The organism is Phycicoccus duodecadis (assembly GCF_002846495.1).
GTDB classification, from domain to species: domain Bacteria; phylum Actinomycetota; class Actinomycetes; order Actinomycetales; family Dermatophilaceae; genus Phycicoccus; species Phycicoccus duodecadis.
Genome location: NZ_PJNE01000001.1, coordinates 1172530 through 1191229 on the forward strand (window position 1 = coordinate 1172530; position 18700 = coordinate 1191229).

The window sequence follows — 18700 nt, forward strand, 5'->3', positions numbered from 1 at the left end:
GTTCAGTCCTCAGCTTCCTCAGGCGCCGGCGCTGCCGAAGATGTCGATCGAGCCCTCGCGGAGGGTGACGATCGCGCGCTTGGTGTCCTTGCGCTTGCCGATGCCGAACCGCGTGCGACGGGCCTTGCCCTTGCGGTTCATGGTGTGGACCGAGTCGACCTTGACGCCGAAGACCTGCTCGACGGCGATCTTGATCTCGGTCTTGTTCGAGCGCGGGTCGACGATGAAGGTGTACTTGCCCTCGTCCAGGAGCCCGTAGGACTTCTCGGACACGACCGGCGCGATCAGGATGTCGCGGGGGTTCTTGTCCTGGCTCACTTCTCGTCCTCCGTGGTGGTGCCGGCCTTGGTGAAGCCGGCCTTCTCGGCAGCCTTGGCGGTCTTGAACCAGAACTCGGCGACCGTCTGCCCGTACCACTGGCCGTCGGGCTCGTGGTACTTGCCGGAGTCGGCGTTGCCCTTGACCGTGTAGCCCTCGGGGGCCGAGCCGTCCTCGAGGGGCGCGACCGCGCCCTTCGGCAGGTCGGGCCCGGCCTTCTCGGTCGCCGTGGTGGCGGCCTTGGGGGCCTTCTTTGCGGCGGCCTTCTCGGCCGGCTTCTCGGCCTCGGGGGCCGCGGCGGCCTCGGCCGCGCTGTCCTCGACGACGACCGGGGTCGACGCGACGACGGCGCCCTGTCGACCGGCGACGAAGGTGTCGTAGGCGGCCTTGGTGAAGACCACGTCGTCGGCGCACAGCACGTCGTAGGTGTTGAGCTGGTCGACGGCGAGGACGTGCACCTCGGCGAGGTTGCGGACCGACTTCATCGAGACGACGTCGGCGCGGTCGAGGACGACCAGCACGTTCGGGCGCTCGGTGAGACCGGCGAACAGGGTGCGCGCGTCCTTGGTCGAGGGGGCGTCGCCGGAGGCGATCGACTCGACGACGTGGATGCGGCCGTGGCGGGCCCGGTCGGAGAGGGCACCGCGCAGGGCGGCGGCCTTCATCTTCTTGGGGGTCCGCTGGGCGTAGTCACGCGGCTGCGGGCCGTGGACGGTGCCACCGCCGGCGAACTGCGGCGCGCGGGTCGAGCCCTGACGGGCGCGGCCGGTGCCCTTCTGCTTGTAGGGCTTGCGGCCACCGCCGCGGACCTCGCCGCGGGTCTTGGTGGCGTGCGTGCCCTGGCGGGCGGCCGCGAGCTGGGCCACGACGACCTGGTGGATCAGCGGGACGTTGGTCTGGACGTCGAAGATCTCCGAGGGGAGGTCGACGTCGAGGGTCTTGGTTGCCATGTGGGTCAGGCCCCCTTCGCGGCCGAGCGCACGAGGACGACCGCGCCACGGGGGCCGGGGACGGCACCCTTGACGAGCAGCAGGCCCTTGTCGGCGTCCACGGCGTGGATCGTGAGGTTCTGGGTGGTGTGGCGCACGCCGCCCATGCGGCCGGCCATGCGCATCCCCTTGAAGACGCGGCCCGGGGTGGCGCAGCCACCGATCGAGCCCGGCTTGCGGTGGTTCTTGTGCGAGCCGTGCGAGGAGCTGACGCCGTGGAAGCCGTGACGCTTCATGACACCGGCGAAGCCCTTGCCCTTGGTCGTCGCGGAGACGTCGACCGGCTGGCCCGGCTCGAAGGTGTCGGCCCCCAGCTCCTGGCCGAGCGAGTACTCGCCCGCGTCGGCCGTGCGGATCTCGATGAGGAAGCGGCGCGGGGTCACGCCGGCCTTCTCGAAGTGGCCGGCCATCGGCTTGTTGACCTTGCGCGGGTCGATGGCGCCGAAGCCGAGCTGGACCGCGGCGTAGCCGTCGGTGCCGGCGGCGCGGACCTGGGTCACGACGTTCGGGCCGGCCTGGATCACGGTGACGGGCACGAGTCGGTTGTTCTCGTCCCACACCTGGGTCATGCCGAGCTTGGTACCCAGCAGACCCTTCTGGGTCTTCGTGGCAGTGGTGGTCATCGCGAGCCTCAGAGCTTGATCTCGATGTTGACGTCAGCCGGGAGGTCGAGACGCATCAGCGAGTCGACGGCCTTGGGCGTCGGGTCGATGATGTCGATGAGGCGCTTGTGCGTGCGCATCTCGAAGTGCTCGCGGCTGTCCTTGTACTTGTGGGGCGACCGGATGACGCAGAACACGTTCTTCTCCGTCGGCAGCGGCACGGGGCCGACCACGGTCGCACCCGCGCGGGTCACGGTGTCGACGATCTTGCGCGCCGAGCTGTCGATGACCTCGTGGTCATACGACTTCAACCGGATGCGGATCTTCTGTCCCGCCATCTGTTGTTCCGTCTCTCTCTCGCCGTCCAACTGTCTGTGTGCCGATCCCTGGGCTTCCGACCCCCGAGGTCGGGCGTGTCGCCCTTGCTCCGCAGTACGAGTGACGCGCGGAAGCCCGCACCACACCCGTGGGATCGTCTGCCCGGTGGAACCGGGGCCCGGCTCTTCGCCGACGAGCCGCCCCGCCGATCGGCGGTTCGTCCTCTCGTCGCGGTGGGCGTGAGCCACCCTCTCGGGTCACTCACGCATGCCAGGCAACCCCGTTAGTCTGCCAGAGCCCCGGCGCCTCGTCCAAATCGGCCGATACACCGCCGCGCGGCAGGCCTCCGGCACCACGCCCATCATGGCGCGTCGTGGCGCCTCGAACGGTGGTCACCGGATCTGCGCAGGTGCCGGGTCGTCACGGTCCCGGACGCTCCCTGCGCGCCACGGCTCCGTACCTGCCGGGTCGTCGCCGCCCGGGCCTGGGCGTCGCGGTCGCCCGAGCCGCGGCCCCAGGACGACGAGGGCCACCCCCAGCACCAGCAGCGCCCCCCCGCCGAGGGCCGTGGTGCTCAGCCGCTCCCCGCGCACCAGCCAGGCGCTCAGCAGCCCGACCGGGGGCACCAGCAGCGTGAAGGGCGCGACCTCCGAGGCCGGGTGCCGCTCGAGCAGCCGGTTCCAGATGCCGTAGCCGACCAGCGAGGCCAGGCCCGCGGTGTACAGCGTCGACAGCAGGGCGGCGAGGGACAGGTGGCGGACCGCGTCTCCGATCGCGCCCGGCCCCTCGACGACCAGCGAGAGCGCCAGCAGCGGGATGGGCACCACCAGCGCCGACCAGACCGTCAGGCCCAGCCCCCCGGGGACCCGGAGCCGGCGGACCAGGACGTTGCCGAGCGCCCAAGAGCAGGCCGCCCCCACGGTGAGCAGCAGGGCCACGAGCGGCACCTGGCCGCCGCGGCCCAGGGCCACGACGCCCAACCCCAGGAGGCCGACGGCCACGCCCGCCCACTGCACCCCCCGCGGCCGCTCCCCCAGCAGCGCCACGGCCACCACCACGGTGACGACCGCCTGCAGCTGCAGCACCAGGGAAGCCAGGCCCGGCGGCATCCCCACGGCCAGCGCCGTGTAGAGCAGGCCGAACTGACCGAGGCTCATGCAGGCGCCGATCGCCAGGACCCGGCCCAGCGGCGCCGCCGGGCGCGGCACGAACGGCAGGGCCAGCAGCACGACGAGGAAGCGCAGCGCCACGAACACCAGCGGCGGCACCCCGGCCAGCCCCCAGTCGATGACGACGAAGTTCAGGCCCCAGAGGACCATCACGAGGCAGGCGGCGAGCACGTCACGCAGGGGCACGGTGATGATCCTGCCCCGCCCGTCCGTGAAGCACCAGCGACGGTTCGTGGCGTGAACCATGTAGCGTCGCTGCATGATCTCGCTGGAGCACCTCACCACGCTGTCGGCCGTGCGGCGGACCGGCTCGATCGGGGGCGCGGCCGCCGAGCTCGGGTTCACGCCCTCGGCCGTCTCGCAGCAGGTCAAGCGGCTCGAGCACGGGGTCGGGGCAGCGGTGCTCGAGCGCGTGGGCCGCGGCGTGGTCCTCACCGAGCTGGGGCGGCACCTGGTCGACGAGGGTGCCGAGATCCTGGCCCGGCTCGAGGCCCTGGAGTCGGGGCTGGGCCGGGTGGCCGGCGGGCCGGTCACCGGGGCCGTGCGGCTGGTCGCCTTCTCCACCGCCGTGCGCGGCCTGGTGGCGCCGACCCTGCGCCGGCTGCGGGCGGAGGCGCCCGGGCTGGACGTCACCGTCGTCGAGGCGGACCCGCACGAGGCCATCGCGCTGGTCGCCACGGGTGGGGCCGACGCCGCGCTGGTGCACAACTGGGGCGACCTGCCGCTGCCCTTCCCGGACCACGTCGAGGTCGTGACCCTGGGGCAGGACACCGCCGACGTCCTCGTCCCCGCCGACCACCGCCTGGCCGGAGCCACCGGGGTCACCGCCCTCGACCTCGTCGAGGAGACCTGGGTCTGCGCGCCCGAGGGGTCGGTCTGCCACGGCTGGCTCACCCACATGTTCGACCGGCACGGCCGCCGCCCCCGCATCCGCCACTGGTCGATGGAGTTCTCCTCGCACGTCGGGCTGGTCGCCGAAGGGGTCTGCGTCTCGCTGGTGCCCCGCCTGGGTCGCGAGCTGCTGCCGCCGAATGTGGTGGCCCTGCCCCTCATCGACCCGGTACCCACCCGCCGAGTGCTGATGACCTGGCGCCGCTCGATGGCCCCCTCCCCCGCCATCGCCCGCGTCCGCGAGGCCCTGGCCGACGAGGCCGTCGGGCGCCTCCAGGCCCCGCGGTGAGCCCGCGCCGCGCCCCGCGTGGCCGCCCGGTGCTCACCACCGGGCGGCTGGTGCTGCGGCCCCTGTCGTGGGACGACCTGCCCGAGCTCGAGGCCCTCGACGCCGACCCCGAGGTGATGCGCTTCCTCGACCGTCCGCGCACCCCCGCCGAGGTCCGCGAGCGGATGCTGTCGCGGCTCGACCCCACCGCCGACGCCATGGGCCTGGGCTACTGGGCCGGCCTGGAGCGTGGCCGGTTCGTCGGCTGGTGGCTGCTCAGCCCCCAGGGGCCGGGGCTGGCCGAGATCGGCTGGCGGCTGCACCCGCGGGCGTGGGGTCGCGGGCTGGCGAGCGAGGGCGCGGCCGCCCTGCTGGAGCACGGCTTCACCGCGGTCGGTCTGGACCGGGTGGTGGCCGAGACCATGGTCGTCAACCAGGCCAGCCGCGGCGTGATGCGCCGGATCGGCATGCGCCCGGCCGGCGTGGTGCACCGCGCGCCGGCCTCGCCGCTGCCCGGCGCCGACGAGGGCGAGTGGCTGGCCGAGCTGACCGCGCACGACTGGCGCGAGGCCACGAACGGCTGAGGACGGCGAAGGGCCCGCACCCCCCGGGGGAGGTGCGGGCCCTTCGACCAGCCGCCGGGCGGGCCCGGCGTCAGGTCACTTGTTGATCTTGGTGACCCGGCCGGCGCCGACGGTACGGCCGCCCTCGCGGATGGCGAAGCGCAGGCCCTCCTCCATGGCGATGGGCTGGATGAGCTCGACGGCCATCTCGGTGTTGTCACCGGGCATGACCATCTCGGTGCCCTCGGGCAGCTTCACGACACCGGTCACGTCGGTGGTGCGGAAGTAGAACTGCGGGCGGTAGTTATCGTAGAACGGCGTGTGACGGCCACCCTCGTCCTTGGACAGGATGTAGACGTTCGCGTCGAACTCGGTGTGCGGGGTGATGGACCCCGGCTTGACGACGACCTGGCCGCGCTCGACGTCCTCGCGCTTGATGCCACGCAGGAGGAGGCCGACGTTCTCGCCCGCACGACCCTCGTCGAGGAGCTTGCGGAACATCTCGATGCCGGTGGCGACGGTCTTGGCCGGGGGGCCGGTGTGGATACCCACGATCTCGACCTCCTCGTTGACCTTGAGGATGCCGCGCTCGATACGACCGGTGACGACGGTGCCACGACCGGTGATCGTGAAGACGTCCTCGACGGGCATGAGGAACGGCTTGTCCGTCTCGCGCTCGGGCTCGGGGATGTAGTTGTCGACCGCGTCCATGAGCTCGAGGACGGTGTTGCCCCACTCGGCGTCGCCCTCGAGGGCCTTGAGCGCCGAGACCTTGACGACCGGCAGGTCGTCACCCGGGAACTCGTAGTCCGAGAGGAGCTCACGGACCTCCATCTCGACGAGCTCGAGGATCTCCTCGTCGTCGACCATGTCGGCCTTGTTCAGCGCGACGACGATGTAGGGGACGCCGACCTGGCGGGCCAGGAGGACGTGCTCCTTCGTCTGCGGCATCGGGCCGTCGGTGGCGGCGACCACGAGGATCGCGCCGTCCATCTGGGCCGCACCGGTGATCATGTTCTTCACGTAGTCCGCGTGACCCGGGCAGTCGACGTGGGCGTAGTGACGACCCTCGGTCTGGTACTCGATGTGCGCGATGGAGATGGTGATACCGCGCTGCTTCTCCTCGGGCGCCTTGTCGATGTCCTCGAACGCGAACTGCGGGTTCAGGTCCGGGTACTTGTCGTGCAGGACCTTCGAGATCGCAGCCGTCAGCGTCGTCTTACCGTGGTCGATGTGACCGATGGTGCCGATGTTGACGTGCGGCTTGGTCCGCTCGAACTTTGCCTTCGCCACTTGATGTCCTCCTCAGGACTCTTCTCTGGGTAACGCCGTTACGACCGGGCAGGACGTGGCGTCGTCTATGGGATGGGTGGGGATGCTTACTGCTGGAGACCAGCGACCACTCTAGCGGTCACTCGCCCCGGGTCTTCTTGATGATCTCCTCGGCCACGGACTTCGGGACCTCGGCGTAGGAGTCGAACTCCATCGAGTAGTTCGCACGACCCTGGGTCTTGGACCGCAGGTCGCCGACGTAGCCGAACATCTCCGACAGCGGGACCAGACCGCGCACGATCTTGGCGCCGCTGATGTCCTCCATGGCCTGGATCTGGCCACGGCGGGAGTTGATGTCGCCGATGACGTCGCCCATGTAGTCCTCGGGCGTGCGCACCTCGACGGCCATCATGGGCTCGAGGATGACCGGCTCGCACTTGCGGACGGCCTCCTTGAGCGCCATCGAGCCGGCGATCTTGAACGCCATCTCCGAGGAGTCGACGTCGTGGGCGGCACCGTCGAGCAGGATCGCCTTGATCCCGACGAGGGGGTACCCGGCGAGGATGCCGTACTGCATGGCGTCCTGGATGCCGGCGTCGACCGACGGGATGTACTCGCGCGGGATGCGGCCACCGGTGACCTTGTTCTCGAACTCGTAGAGCTCGCCCTCGGCGGTGTCCAGCGGCTCCAGGGCGATCTGCACCTTGGCGAACTGGCCCGAGCCACCCGTCTGCTTCTTGTGGGTGTAGTCGAGGCGCTCGATGCCGCGCTTGATGGTCTCGCGGTAGGCGACCTGCGGCTTGCCGACGTTGGCCTCGACCTTGAACTCGCGCTTCATGCGGTCGACCAGGATGTCGAGGTGGAGCTCACCCATGCCGGCGATGATGGTCTGGCCGGTCTCGTCGTCGTGGTGGACCTGGAACGTCGGGTCCTCCTCGGCGAGCTTCTGGATGGCGGTGCCGAGCTTCTCCTGGTCGCCCTTGGTCTTGGGCTCGATGGCCACCTGGATGACCGGCTCGGGGAAGGACATCGACTCGAGCACCACGGGCGCGTCGAGGTCGGAGAGGGTGTCACCGGTGGTGGTGGCCTTCAGGCCGATGGCGGCGTAGATGTGGCCCGCCATCGCGTCGTCGACCGGGTTCTCCTTGTTGGCGTGCATCTGGAAGAGCTTCCCGATGCGCTCCTTCTTCATCTTGGTGCTGTTCATCACCTGGGTGCCGGCGCTGATGTGGCCGGAGTAGACCCGGATGAAGGTCAGGGTGCCGAAGAAGGGGTGCGTGGCGACCTTGAAGGCCAGCGCCGAGAACGGCTCGTCCTTGCTGGGGGCGCGCAGCACCTTCTGGTTCTCGTCGCCGGGGGCGTGGCCCTCCATGGGGGGCACGTCGAGCGGCGAGGGGAGGTAGTCGACGACGGCGTCGAGCATCGGCTGGACGCCACGGTTCTTGAACGCGGAGCCGCACAGGACCGGGTAGAGCTCGGAGGAGATGGTCAGGGCACGGATGCCGGCCTTGATCTCCTCGGGGGTGAGCTCGCCACCGTCGAGGTACTTCTCCATCAGCGCGTCGTCGGCCTCGGCGACCCGCTCCACGAGGTGGTGGCGGTACTCCTTGGCCTTCTCGAGCAGGTCGGCCGGGATCTCCTGGATCTCGTACTTGGCGCCCAGGGTCACGTCACCCTTGGCGTCGCCGGGCCACACGAGAGCGCGCATGTAGACGAGGTCGACGACCCCGATGAAGTCGTTCTCGGCACCGATCGGCAGCTGGAGGACGAGGGCCTCCGCGCCGAGGCGGTCCTTGATGGTGTCGACGGTGAAGTAGAAGTCGGCGCCCAGCTTGTCCATCTTGTTGACGAAGCAGATGCGCGGCACGTTGTACTTGTCGGCCTGGCGCCAGACGGTCTCGGACTGGGGCTCGACGCCCTCCTTGCCGTCGAAGACGGCGACCGCGCCGTCGAGGACGCGCAGCGAGCGCTCGACCTCGACCGTGAAGTCGACGTGGCCGGGGGTGTCGATGATGTTGATCTGCGACCCCTCCCAGAAGGAGGTGACGGCGGCGGAGGTGATGGTGATCCCCCGCTCCTTCTCCTGCTCCATCCAGTCGGTGGTCGAGGCGCCGTCGTGCGTCTCGCCCATCTTCCGGTTGACGCCGGTGTAGAAGAGGATGCGCTCGGTCGCCGTCGTCTTGCCGGCGTCGATGTGCGCCATGATGCCGATGTTGCGGACCTTCTTGAGGTCGGTCAGGACGTCCTGTGCCACGTGTGTGCTCTCGTCTCGTCGCTCTAGGTGGTGCGGTGCGGTGCGCCGTCGTGGTGCTCACCGGTGCCCGGGCGCCGGCCGCAGGGATGTGCGGCCGGCTCCCGGGAGGTGGTCACCAGCGGTAGTGGGCGAAGGCCCGGTTGGACTCGGCCATCTTGTGCATGTCCTCGCGACGCTTGACCGCGGCACCCAGGCCGTTGGAGGCGTCGAGGATCTCGTTCATGAGGCGCTCGGTCATCGTCTTCTCGCGCCGCTGGCGCGAGTAGCCGACGAGCCAGCGCAGCGACAGCGTCGTCGCGCGGTTCGGCTTGACCTCGATCGGCACCTGGTAGGTCGCACCACCGACGCGGCGGGACTTGACCTCCAGGGTCGGCTTGATGTTGTCGAGCGCGCGCTTGAGCGTCTGCACCGGGTCGGTGCCGGTCTTCTCGCGGCAGCCCTCGAGCGCGCCGTACACGATGCGCTCGGCGGTGGACTTCTTGCCGTCGAGGAGGACCTTGTTGACCAGGGAGGTCACCAGCGGGGACTGGTGGACCGGGTCGATGACGAGCGGCCGCTTCGGAGCGGGTCCCTTACGAGGCATCAGCCCTTCACCTTCTTCGCGCCGTAGCGGCTACGGGCCTGCTGGCGGTTCTTGACGCCCTGGGTGTCGAGGGCGCCGCGGATGATCTTGTAGCGCACGCCGGGGAGGTCCTTCACACGACCGCCGCGGACGAGCACCATCGAGTGCTCCTGGAGGTTGTGGCCCACACCGGGGATGTAGGCGGTGACCTCGATGCCGCTCGTGAGGCGCACGCGGGCGACCTTGCGGAGGGCGGAGTTCGGCTTCTTGGGGGTGGTGGTGTACACGCGAGTGCACACCCCGCGGCGCTGCGGCGAGCCCTTGAGGGCAGGGGTCTTGGCCTTGACGGCCTTGTCCTGCCGGCCCTTGCGCACCAGCTGGTTGATGGTAGGCAACCTGGTTCCTTCGTGTCGTCTGGTCAAGCCGCGGCGTCGTCGCCGTGGCTCCTAGTGGTGACCGGGCTCGACCCCCGTGGTCGGGTGTGTCGCACCGGCTGCTCCTCCCTGCACTCCCCATGCGCCAGCCTGGTCAGGATGGTGGTGGGGCGCCCGGCAGAAGGTGGGCGAGGCCGGTGCCACCGCCTCGCGGCGGCTGCTCCGACTCCAGGGTCTGGGCCTAGCCAGACACAAGCGTCAAGGATACCGGGCCGCGCGGTAGCACCCAAATCGGTTCGGGCCGCCCCGCCCCTGGACGAGCAGGGTGGCGAGGAGCACGCTGTTCCCGTGCGAACCCGCCCGCTCCTCCTCCTCGGCCTGGCGCTCAGCGTGCTGGCCGCCCTGGTGTGCCTCGTGGCGCCGCTCTACGCCGCCGGCGACGGGTCGGGGGGCGCCACCCTGGCGGCCGTGAACGGCCCCGGGGCCCTGGTGGCACCGGCCCTCTTCGTGGTGTTCGCCCTGGGCGCGGCAACGTCGCCGTGGCGGGGCCTGCGGCTGGCGGGGGTGGCGGCCCACGCGGCGCTGACCCTGCTGGCACTGCTCACCATCGGCGCCTTCTTCCTGCCGGCGACGACGGCGCTGGTGCTCGGCGCCCTCCACGCGCTCCGCGCCTCCCCCGCTCCGGCGGGCGCTCCTCAGGGCTCGAGGTCGAACGCGGCCGCGTAGCGGAAGGGGCCCGCCAGCCCCGGGCGCCAGGCCTGGAGCCGCTTGAGCTGGAAGTGGCCGTCGGGCCACGGGCGGGGCGAGGCCACCGCGTGCGCCGCCGCGGGCTCGAACCCGAAGTGCGCGTACCAGCCGGGGTCGCCGAGCAGCACCACCGAGGGCTCGTGCTGCTGGTCCGCGGTCACCAGGACCGCCGCGACCAGCGCCGAGCCGATGCCTTCGCCCTGCCGGTCGGGACGCACCGCCACCGGGCCGAGCCCGACCGACGGCCCCTCCCCCATCCTCGCCCGGCTGCAGACGACGTGGCCCACGACCTCGCCGCGCAGCGCCGCCACGAAGGTCAGGTCGGGCAGCACGTCGCCGTCGGCCCGCAGGGCGTCGAGGATGCGGGTCTGCAGCGAGTGCTCCCCGCCCGCGGGCACCCCGAACGCCGCGTCGTGCAGCTCGCGGGTCACCCCGAGGTCGTCGGGCTGCTCGCGACGGATGACGAGGGCGGGGTCCATCCCGCCATCCTCCCAGCCGCAACGCCGAGGGCGGGCACCCGGTGGTCTCCCACCGTGGTGCCCGCCCTCGTCGTCAGCGGGTCAGACCCTCAGAGCCGGTCGAGACCGAGCTCGGAGTCGTCGAGGCGCACGGCCTCGCCCGAACCCGGGCCGAACGAGAACGCGTAGTCCTCGTAGTTCGGCATCGAGTACATGGCCGCCTTGGCCTCCTCGGTGGGCTCGACCGCGATGTTGCGGTAGCGCGGCAGGCCGGTGCCCGCCGGGATGAGCTTGCCGAGGATGACGTTCTCCTTCAGGCCCAGCAGCGGGTCGGACTTGCCCTCCATGGCCGCCTCGGTGAGGACGCGGGTGGTCTCCTGGAAGGAGGCCGCCGACAGCCACGACTCGGTCGCCAGCGACGCCTTGGTGATGCCCATGAGCTCGGGACGACCCGAGGCCGGCTTGCCACCCTCGGCGACGACCCGACGGTTCTCGGCCTCGAAGCGGCCGCGCTCGGCGAGCATGCCCGGGAGCAGGTCGGCGTCGCCCGACTCGATGATCGTGATCCGGCGCAGCATCTGCCGGACGATCACCTCGATGTGCTTGTCGTGGATCGACACGCCCTGCTGGCGGTACACGTTCTGGACCTCGTCGACCAGGTGCATCTGGGTCTGGCGCGGGCCGAGGATGCGCAGCACGTTCTTCGGGTCGATGTTGCCGACCGTCAGACGCGTGCCCACCTCGACGTGCTGGCCGTCCTGCACCAGCAGGCGGGCCCGCTTGGTGACGGGGTAGGCGTGCTCCTCGGAGCCGTCGTCGGGCGTGAGCAGGATGCGCCGCGCCTTGTCGGTCTCCTCGATGGTGATCCGGCCGGACGCCTCGGCGATCGGGGCGACACCCTTGGGGGTGCGCGCCTCGAACAGCTCGACGACACGGGGCAGACCCTGGGTGATGTCGTCACCGGCCACACCACCGGTGTGGAAGGTACGCATCGTCAGCTGGGTCCCGGGCTCACCGATCGACTGGGCCGCGATGATGCCGACCGCCTCGCCGATGTCGACGAGCTTGCCGGTGGCCAGCGAGCGGCCGTAGCACTTGGCGCAGGTCCCGACCTTGGAGTCGCACGTGAGCACCGAGCGCACCTTGACCTGGTCGACACCAGCCGCGAAGAGCGCACCGATGACCACGTCACCGAGGTCGATGCCGGCCTCCGCCAGCACCTCGCCGTCCTTGACGACGTCCTCGGCCAGCGAGCGGGCGTAGACGGCGGTCTCGACGTCGTCGTGGACCGTACGGGTACCCGTGCGCTCGTCGGTGGCCGCGATCGGCATGGCCAGGCCACGCTCGGTCCCGCAGTCGTCCTCACGGACGATGACGTCCTGGGAGACGTCGACGAGGCGACGGGTGAGGTAGCCCGAGTCCGCCGTGCGCAGGGCGGTGTCGGCCAGACCCTTGCGCGAGCCGTGCGTGGAGATGAAGAACTCCAGCACCGAGAGACCCTCGCGGAAGTTCGCGCGGATCGGTCGCGGGATGATGTCGCCCTTGGGGTTGGACACCAGCCCACGCATACCGGCGATCTGCCGCAGCTGCATGAGGTTGCCTCGCGCCCCCGACATCACCATGCGGTAGATGGTGTTCGACGGCGGGATGTTCGCCTCCATCTCCTTGGCGACCTCGTTGGTGGCCTGCGTCCAGATCTCGATGAGCTCCTGGCGACGCTCGTCGTCGGTGATCAGACCGCGCTCGTACTGGGTCTGGACCTTCGTGGCCTTGGTCTCGTAGCCCTCGAGGATCTCGAGCTTGCGCGGCGGGGTGACGACGTCGGAGATGGCCACCGTGATGCCCGAGCGGGTCGCCCAGTGGAAGCCGTACTCCTTGAGCGCGTCGAGGCTCGCCGCGACCTGCACCTTGCTGTAGCGCTCGGCGAGGTCGTTGACGATGGTCGAGAGGCGCTTCTTGTCGACCTGGTCGTTGACGTACGGGTAGTCCTCGGGAAGCGTCTCGTTGAAGAGCGCGCGACCCAGGGTCGTCTCGATGGTCAGGGCCTGGACGTAGCCGTCGGCGTCGACCTCGGTGCCCTCGGGGAGCTCCGAGAGCGGGGTCGGCACCACGTGCTCGAGCCGGATCTTCACGAGCGAGCCGAGCTCGATCTCGTGCGCGTCGAACGCCATCCGGGCCTCGAAGACGCCGTTGAACAGACGCCCGGAGCCCTTGCCACCCTCGACCTCGGAGGTCAGGTGGTAGAGGCCGATGATCATGTCCTGGGTGGGCATGGTCACGGGGCGGCCGTCGGCCGGCTTGAGGATGTTGTTCGAGGACAGCATCAGGATGCGGGCCTCGGCCTGGGCCTCGGCCGACAGCGGCACGTGCACGGCCATCTGGTCACCGTCGAAGTCCGCGTTGAAGGCGGTGCAGACGAGCGGGTGGATCTGGATGGCCTTGCCCTCGACCAGCTGGGGCTCGAAGGCCTGGATGCCGAGACGGTGCAGCGTGGGCGCGCGGTTCAGCAGCACGGGGTGCTCGGTGATGACCTCTTCGAGGACGTCCCACACCACCGGGCGCTGACGCTCGACCATGCGCTTGGCCGACTTGATGTTCTGGGCGTGGTCGAGGTCGACGAGCCGCTTCATGACGAAGGGCTTGAAGAGCTCGAGCGCCATCTGCTTCGGCAGGCCGCACTGGTGGAGCTTGAGCTGCGGGCCGACGACGATGACCGAACGGCCGGAGTAGTCGACGCGCTTGCCGAGCAGGTTCTGGCGGAACCGGCCCTGCTTGCCCTTGAGCATGTCGGACAGCGACTTCAGCGGACGGTTGCCGGGGCCCGTGACCGGGCGGCCGCGACGGCCGTTGTCGAAGAGGCTGTCGACGGCCTCCTGGAGCATCCGCTTCTCGTTGTTGACGATGATCTCGGGCGCGCCGAGGTCGAGCAGTCGCTTCAGACGGTTGTTGCGGTTGATGACGCGGCGGTACAGGTCGTTCAGGTCCGAGGTCGCGAAGCGGCCACCGTCGAGCTGCACCATGGGGCGCAGGTCCGGCGGGATGACCGGGATCGCGTCGAGGACCATGCCCGAGGGCTGGTTCGTCGTCGTCTGGAAGGCGCTGACGACCTTGAGGCGCTTCAGCGCCCGGGTCTTGCGCTGGCCCTTGCCGGAGGCGATGGTCTCGCGCAGGCTCTCGGCCTCGGCCTCGAGGTCGAAGGTCTCGAGGCGCTTCTGGATCGCCGCAGCGCCCATCCCACCCTCGAAGTAGAGCCCGAAGCGGTCACGCATCTCGCGGTAGAGGACCTCGTCGCCCTCGAGGTCCTGGACCTTGAGGTTCTTGAAGCGGTCCCAGACCTGGGTGAGGCGCTCGACCTGCTGGTCGGCCCGCCGGCGGATGGCGTTCATCTCGCGCTCGGCGGAGTCGCGCACCTTGCGCTTGGCGTCGGACTTGGCGCCCTCGGCCTCGAGCGCGGCGATGTCGGACTCGAGCTTCTTGGCCCGGTTCTCGACGTCGGCGTCGCGGCGGTTCTCGATCTCCTTCTTCTCGACCTGGATCTGGGCCTCCAGCGAGGGCAGGTCGGCGTGCCGCTGCTCGTCGTCGACGGAGGTGATCATGTAGGCCGCGAAGTAGATGACCTTCTCGAGGTCCTTCGGGGCCAGGTCGAGCAGGTAGCCGAGCCGGCTCGGGACACCCTTGAAGTACCAGATGTGGGTGACGGGGGCGGCGAGCTCGATGTGGCCCATCCGCTCACGTCGCACGGCGGCACGGGTGACCTCGACGCCGCAGCGCTCGCAGATGATGCCCTTGAAGCGGACCCGCTTGTACTTGCCGCAGGCGCACTCCCAGTCCCGGGTCGGGCCGAAGATCTTCTCGCAGAAGAGGCCGTCCTTCTCGGGCTTGAGGGTGCGGTAGTTGATCGTCTCGGGCTTCTTGACCTCGCCGTGGCTCCAGGCGCGGATGGATTCGGCCGTCGCGAGGCCGATCCGGAGCTCGTCGAAGAAGTTGACGTCGAGCACGTGGTTCCTTCTCTCGTTTGCTAACGCAGTTCTGTGGTCTGACAGGGGTCAGTCGGGCGGGCTCCCCGGCCCGGGCGCTGGTGGGCGCCCGGGCCGGGTCACCTGTCAGACCTCTTCGACGCTGCTCGGCTCGCGCCGGGACAGGTCGATGCCGAGCTCCTCCGCGGCGCGGAAGACGTCGTCCTCCGCCTCGCGCATCTCGATGGTGGACCCGTCGCTGGACAGGACCTCCACGTTGAGGCAGAGGCTCTGCATCTCCTTGATGAGCACCTTGAAGGACTCGGGGATGCCGGGCTCGGGGATGTTCTCGCCCTTGACGATGGCCTCGTAGACCTTCACGCGGCCGTTGACGTCGTCGGACTTGATGGTGAGCAGCTCCTGGAGCGCGTAGGCGGCGCCGTACGCCTCGAGGGCCCAGACCTCCATCTCACCGAAGCGCTGGCCACCGAACTGGGCCTTACCGCCGAGCGGCTGCTGGGTGATCATCGAGTACGGCCCGGTGCTGCGCGCGTGGATCTTGTCGTCCACGAGGTGGTGCAGCTTGAGGATGTACATGTAGCCCACCGAGACCGGCTCGGGGAACGGCTCGCCGGAGCGGCCGTCGAAGAGCAGCGCCTTGCCGGTGCCGTCGATGAGCCGCACGCCGTCACGGGTCTTGCGGGTGCTGTCGAGCAGGCCCACGATCTCGTTCTCGCGGCAGCCGTCGAAGACCGGCGAGGCCACGCGGGTCCCGGCCGGCGCCTCGCGGGCGTCGTCCTGGATCAGCTCGGCCCACTCGGGGGTGCCCTCGATCTCCCAGCCGCGGCTGGCGGCCCAGCCGAGGTGCAGCTCGAGGATCTGGCCGACGTTCATACGGCCGGGGACACCGAGCGGGTTGAGGACGACGTCGACCGGGGTGCCGTCCTCGAGGAACGGCATGTCCTCGACGGGCAGGATCTTGGAGATGACGCCCTTGTTGCCGTGCCGGCCGGCGAGCTTGTCGCCGTCGGTGATCTTGCGCTTGTTCGCGACGTAGACGCGCACCAGCGAGTTGACACCCGGAGGCAGCTCGTCGCCCTCGTCCTTGTCGAAGACCTTGACGCCGATGACGGTGCCGGTCTCGCCGTGGGGGACCTTCAGGGAGGTGTCGCGCACCTCGCGCGCCTTCTCACCGAAGATCGCGCGGAGCAGGCGCTCCTCGGGGGTCAGCTCGGTCTCGCCCTTGGGCGTGACCTTGCCGACGAGCAGGTCGCCGTCGCGGACCTCGGCACCGATGCGGATGATGCCGCGCTCGTCGAGGTCGGCCAGGACCTCCTCGGAGACGTTCGGGATGTCCCGGGTGATCTCCTCGGGGCCGAGCTTGGTGTCGCGGGCGTCGACCTCGTGCTCCTCGATGTGGATCGAGGAGAGGACGTCGTCCTGCACCAGACGCTGGCTGAGGATGATCGCGTCCTCGTAGTTGTGGCCCTCCCACGGCATGAACGCCACGAGCAGGTTGCGGCCCAGGGCCATCTCGCCGCCCTCGGTCGCGGGACCGTCGGCGATGAGCTGGCCGGCCTCGAGCCGCTGGCCCTCGTCGACCCGCACGACCTGGTTGTAGCTGTTGCCCTGGTTGGAGCGGTCGAACTTCGCGATCCGGTAGGTGCGGCTGGTGCCGTCGTCACCGGCGACGGTGACGAGGTCGGCCGAGACCTCGGTGACGACGCCGGCCTTCTCGGCCACGACCACGTCACCGGAGTCGACCGCCGCGCGGTACTCCATGCCGGTGCCCACGAGCGGGGCCTCGGCCCGCACCAGCGGGACGGCCTGACGCTGCATGTTCGAGCCCATGAGGGCACGGTTGGCGTCGTCGTGCTCGAGGAACGGGATCAGCGCGGTGGCCGCGGAGACCATCTGGCGCGGCGAGACGTCGATGTAGTCGACGTCGTCGGCCGGGATGTACTCGACCTCGCCGCCCTTGATGCGGACCAGGACGCGCTCGGTGGCGAAGTGCGTGCCGTCGTCGGTGAGCGCGGCGTTCGCCTGGGCGATGACGTGCTCGTCCTCCTCGTCGGCCGACAGGTAGTGGATCTCGTCGGTGATGCGGCCCTTGGTGACCTTGCGGTACGGGGTCTCGATGAAGCCGAAGGAGTTGATCCGCCCGTAGGACGCGAGCGAGCCGATGAGGCCGATGTTCGGGCCCTCAGGGGTCTCGATCGGGCACATGCGGCCGTAGTGCGACGGGTGGACGTCGCGGACCTCCATGCCGGCGCGGTCACGGGAGAGACCACCCGGGCCGAGGGCCGACAGACGCCGCTTGTGCGTCAGGCCCGCGAGCGGGTTGTTCTGGTCCATGAACTGCGAGAGCTGGCTGGTGCCGAAGAACTCCTTGATCGACGCCACGACCGGGCGGATGTTGATCAGGGTCTGCGGCGTGATGGCCTCGACGTCCTGGGTCGTCATCCGCTCGCGGACCACGCGCTCCATCCGGGACAGGCCGGTACGGACCTGGTTCTGGATGAGCTCGCCGACGTTGCGCAGGCGGCGGTTGCCGAAGTGGTCGATGTCGTCGGTCTCGACGCGCACGTCGACGGGCTCGCCGCGACGCTGGCCCGGCAGGGTCTCCTGGCCGGCGTGCAGGGCGACGATGTACTTGATCGTGGCGACGATGTCCTCGAGGCCGAGCGTCGAGGTCGACAGCTCGCTGTCGACGCCGAGCTTCTTGTTGATCTTGTACCGGCCGACCTTGGCCAGGTCGTAGCGCTTGCCGTTGAAGTAGAGGTTGTCGAGCAGGGTCTGCGCGGCCTCCTTGGTCGGCGGCTCGCCCGGACGCAGCTTGCGGTAGATGTCGAGCAGCGCGTCGTCCTGGTCGGTGGTGTTGTCCTTCTCCAGGGTGAGGCGCATCGACTCGAAGTCGCCGAACTCCTCGAGGATGTCGGCCTCGGACATGCCGAGGGCCTTGAGGAGGACGGTGACCGACTGCTTGCGCTTGCGGTCGACGCGGACGCCGACGAGGTCGCGCTTGTCGATCTCGAACTCGAGCCAGGCGCCGCGGCTGGGGATGACCTTGGCCGAGTAGATGTCCTTGTCGGACGTCTTGTCGGGGGTGCGCTCGAAGTAGACGCCCGGGCTGCGGACCAGCTGGGAGACGACGACGCGCTCGGTGCCGTTGATGATGAAGGTGCCGCGCTCGGTCATGAGCGGGAAGTCGCCCATGAAGACCGTCTGGCTCTTGATCTCGCCGGTGGTGTTGTTCATGAACTCGGCCGTGACGAACAGCGGCGCCGAGTAGGTCTGGTCGCGCTCCTTGCAGTCCTCGATGGAGTACTTGACCTCCTCGAAGCGGTGGTCACGGAAGCTGAGCGACATCGAGCCGCTGAAGTCCTCGATCGGAGAGATCTCCTCGAAGATCTCCTCGAGGCCCGAGCGCTCGGGCACGTCGTCGCGGCCGGCCTCGAGGGCGGCTGCGACGCGCTGCTGCCAGCGCTCGTTCCCGAGGAGCCAGTCGAAGCTCTCGGTCTGGAGAGCGAGGAGGTCGGGGACCTCCAGCGGCTCACGGATCTTGGCGAACGACAGACGGCCCGAGGCCGTCCGAGCAGATTTCACGGTGTTCTTCGAGGTGCGCGAGGCAGCCAAGGAGGGTTCCTTCCACGGGCCTGGTGGGCGTGCGGTCGCGCTGTTCCTCACCCACCGGATGTCGTGGTCCGGGCCCGACGCAGGTCTCCCGGGACAGCCGGGGGCATGGCGACGGGAGGGCTCGACGTCGAGCGGAGGCAGGTAGGGGGCAGCGCAAAGAGATAGCATACCCGAAGAAGGCAGCACCGTCCAACCGGGTCAAACCCTTCGGCTCCCGGTGCGGCCGCCCCGCAGAGCCGGGCGACGCGAACAGGATGACGCTCCGCCCGGCCCCCGTCAAGCGAAACGCGCTGACGCCTGGGGACGAGAGCCGGGCGGAGGTC

General features: G+C 69.8%; 15 protein-coding genes. 3 read left to right on the forward strand and 12 right to left on the reverse strand.

Annotated features, from left to right (window positions below; all coding sequences use genetic code 11):
* Positions 1-18 precede the first annotated feature (18 nt).
* From rplW to ATL31_RS05440, 5 genes are all read right to left on the reverse strand, one after another.
* Entirely contained in the window at positions 19-318 is a 300-nt protein-coding gene (gene rplW / locus ATL31_RS05420; protein ID WP_055815483.1) for a 50S ribosomal protein L23, read from the reverse strand.
* On the reverse strand, positions 315-1268 hold the full coding sequence (gene rplD / locus ATL31_RS05425; RefSeq protein ID WP_101394875.1) for a 50S ribosomal protein L4, sunset domain variant: 954 nt from the start codon (positions 1266-1268) through the stop codon (positions 315-317). Before rplD ends, rplW begins: the two co-directional genes overlap by 4 nt.
* Positions 1269-1273: 5 nt before the next feature.
* Positions 1274-1930, reverse strand: coding sequence for a 50S ribosomal protein L3 (rplC, locus tag ATL31_RS05430; RefSeq protein WP_101394876.1), 657 nt, complete (start codon positions 1928-1930; stop codon positions 1274-1276).
* A gap of 8 nt (positions 1931-1938) precedes the next feature.
* Positions 1939-2247, reverse strand: a complete 309-nt coding sequence (gene rpsJ / locus ATL31_RS05435) for a 30S ribosomal protein S10 (RefSeq protein WP_012867945.1) — start codon at positions 2245-2247, stop codon at positions 1939-1941.
* Positions 2248-2619: 372 nt separating this feature from the next.
* Complete coding sequence (locus ATL31_RS05440) at positions 2620-3582, reverse strand: EamA family transporter (RefSeq protein WP_101394877.1); 963 nt, start codon at positions 3580-3582, stop codon at positions 2620-2622.
* A gap of 73 nt (positions 3583-3655) precedes the next feature.
* Here ATL31_RS05440 and ATL31_RS05445 point away from each other — a divergent pair, with 73 nt between their 5' ends.
* Positions 3656-4576 carry a LysR family transcriptional regulator gene (locus tag ATL31_RS05445; protein ID WP_101394878.1) on the forward strand — a complete coding sequence of 307 codons (921 nt, stop codon included), beginning with the start codon at positions 3656-3658 and terminating at the stop codon, positions 4574-4576.
* Positions 4573-5139 (forward strand): GNAT family N-acetyltransferase, encoded by a 567-nt coding sequence (locus tag ATL31_RS05450; RefSeq protein ID WP_101394879.1) that lies wholly within the window; start codon positions 4573-4575, stop codon positions 5137-5139. The genes ATL31_RS05445 and ATL31_RS05450 overlap by 4 nt, the downstream gene beginning before the upstream one ends.
* A gap of 75 nt (positions 5140-5214) precedes the next feature.
* On the opposite strand, the gene tuf is transcribed toward ATL31_RS05450, so the two are convergent.
* From tuf to rpsL, 4 genes are all read right to left on the reverse strand, one after another.
* The gene (gene tuf / locus ATL31_RS05455; RefSeq protein WP_101394880.1) at positions 5215-6411 is read right to left on the reverse strand and encodes an elongation factor Tu; all 1197 of its coding nucleotides are present in this window, start codon (positions 6409-6411) and stop codon (positions 5215-5217) included.
* Between the two features lie 118 nt (positions 6412-6529).
* Positions 6530-8644 carry an elongation factor G gene (gene fusA, locus ATL31_RS05460; RefSeq protein WP_101394881.1) on the reverse strand — a complete coding sequence of 705 codons (2115 nt, stop codon included), beginning with the start codon at positions 8642-8644 and terminating at the stop codon, positions 6530-6532.
* Positions 8645-8756: 112 nt separating this feature from the next.
* Positions 8757-9227, reverse strand: a complete 471-nt coding sequence (rpsG, locus tag ATL31_RS05465; RefSeq protein WP_101394882.1) for a 30S ribosomal protein S7 — start codon at positions 9225-9227, stop codon at positions 8757-8759.
* Entirely contained in the window at positions 9227-9601 is a 375-nt protein-coding gene (gene rpsL / locus ATL31_RS05470; protein WP_055815452.1) for a 30S ribosomal protein S12, read from the reverse strand. Before rpsL ends, rpsG begins: the two co-directional genes overlap by 1 nt.
* A gap of 327 nt (positions 9602-9928) precedes the next feature.
* Between rpsL and ATL31_RS05475 the strand changes: the two genes are divergently transcribed.
* Positions 9929-10306, forward strand: coding sequence for a hypothetical protein (locus ATL31_RS05475; RefSeq protein WP_101394883.1), 378 nt, complete (start codon positions 9929-9931; stop codon positions 10304-10306).
* On the opposite strand, the gene ATL31_RS05480 is transcribed toward ATL31_RS05475, so the two are convergent.
* The 3 genes from ATL31_RS05480 to rpoB all read right to left on the reverse strand — a co-directional run bounded on the left by ATL31_RS05480 (position 10276) and on the right by rpoB (position 18377).
* Entirely contained in the window at positions 10276-10806 is a 531-nt protein-coding gene (locus ATL31_RS05480; RefSeq protein ID WP_101394884.1) for a GNAT family N-acetyltransferase, read from the reverse strand. The genes ATL31_RS05475 and ATL31_RS05480 overlap by 31 nt on opposite strands.
* Before the next feature lie 89 nt (positions 10807-10895).
* Entirely contained in the window at positions 10896-14783 is a 3888-nt protein-coding gene (locus ATL31_RS05485; protein WP_101394885.1) for a DNA-directed RNA polymerase subunit beta', read from the reverse strand.
* A 105-nt stretch (positions 14784-14888) separates the two neighbouring features.
* On the reverse strand, positions 14889-18377 hold the full coding sequence (gene rpoB / locus ATL31_RS05490; protein WP_101394886.1) for a DNA-directed RNA polymerase subunit beta: 3489 nt from the start codon (positions 18375-18377) through the stop codon (positions 14889-14891).
* Positions 18378-18700 lie beyond the last annotated feature (323 nt).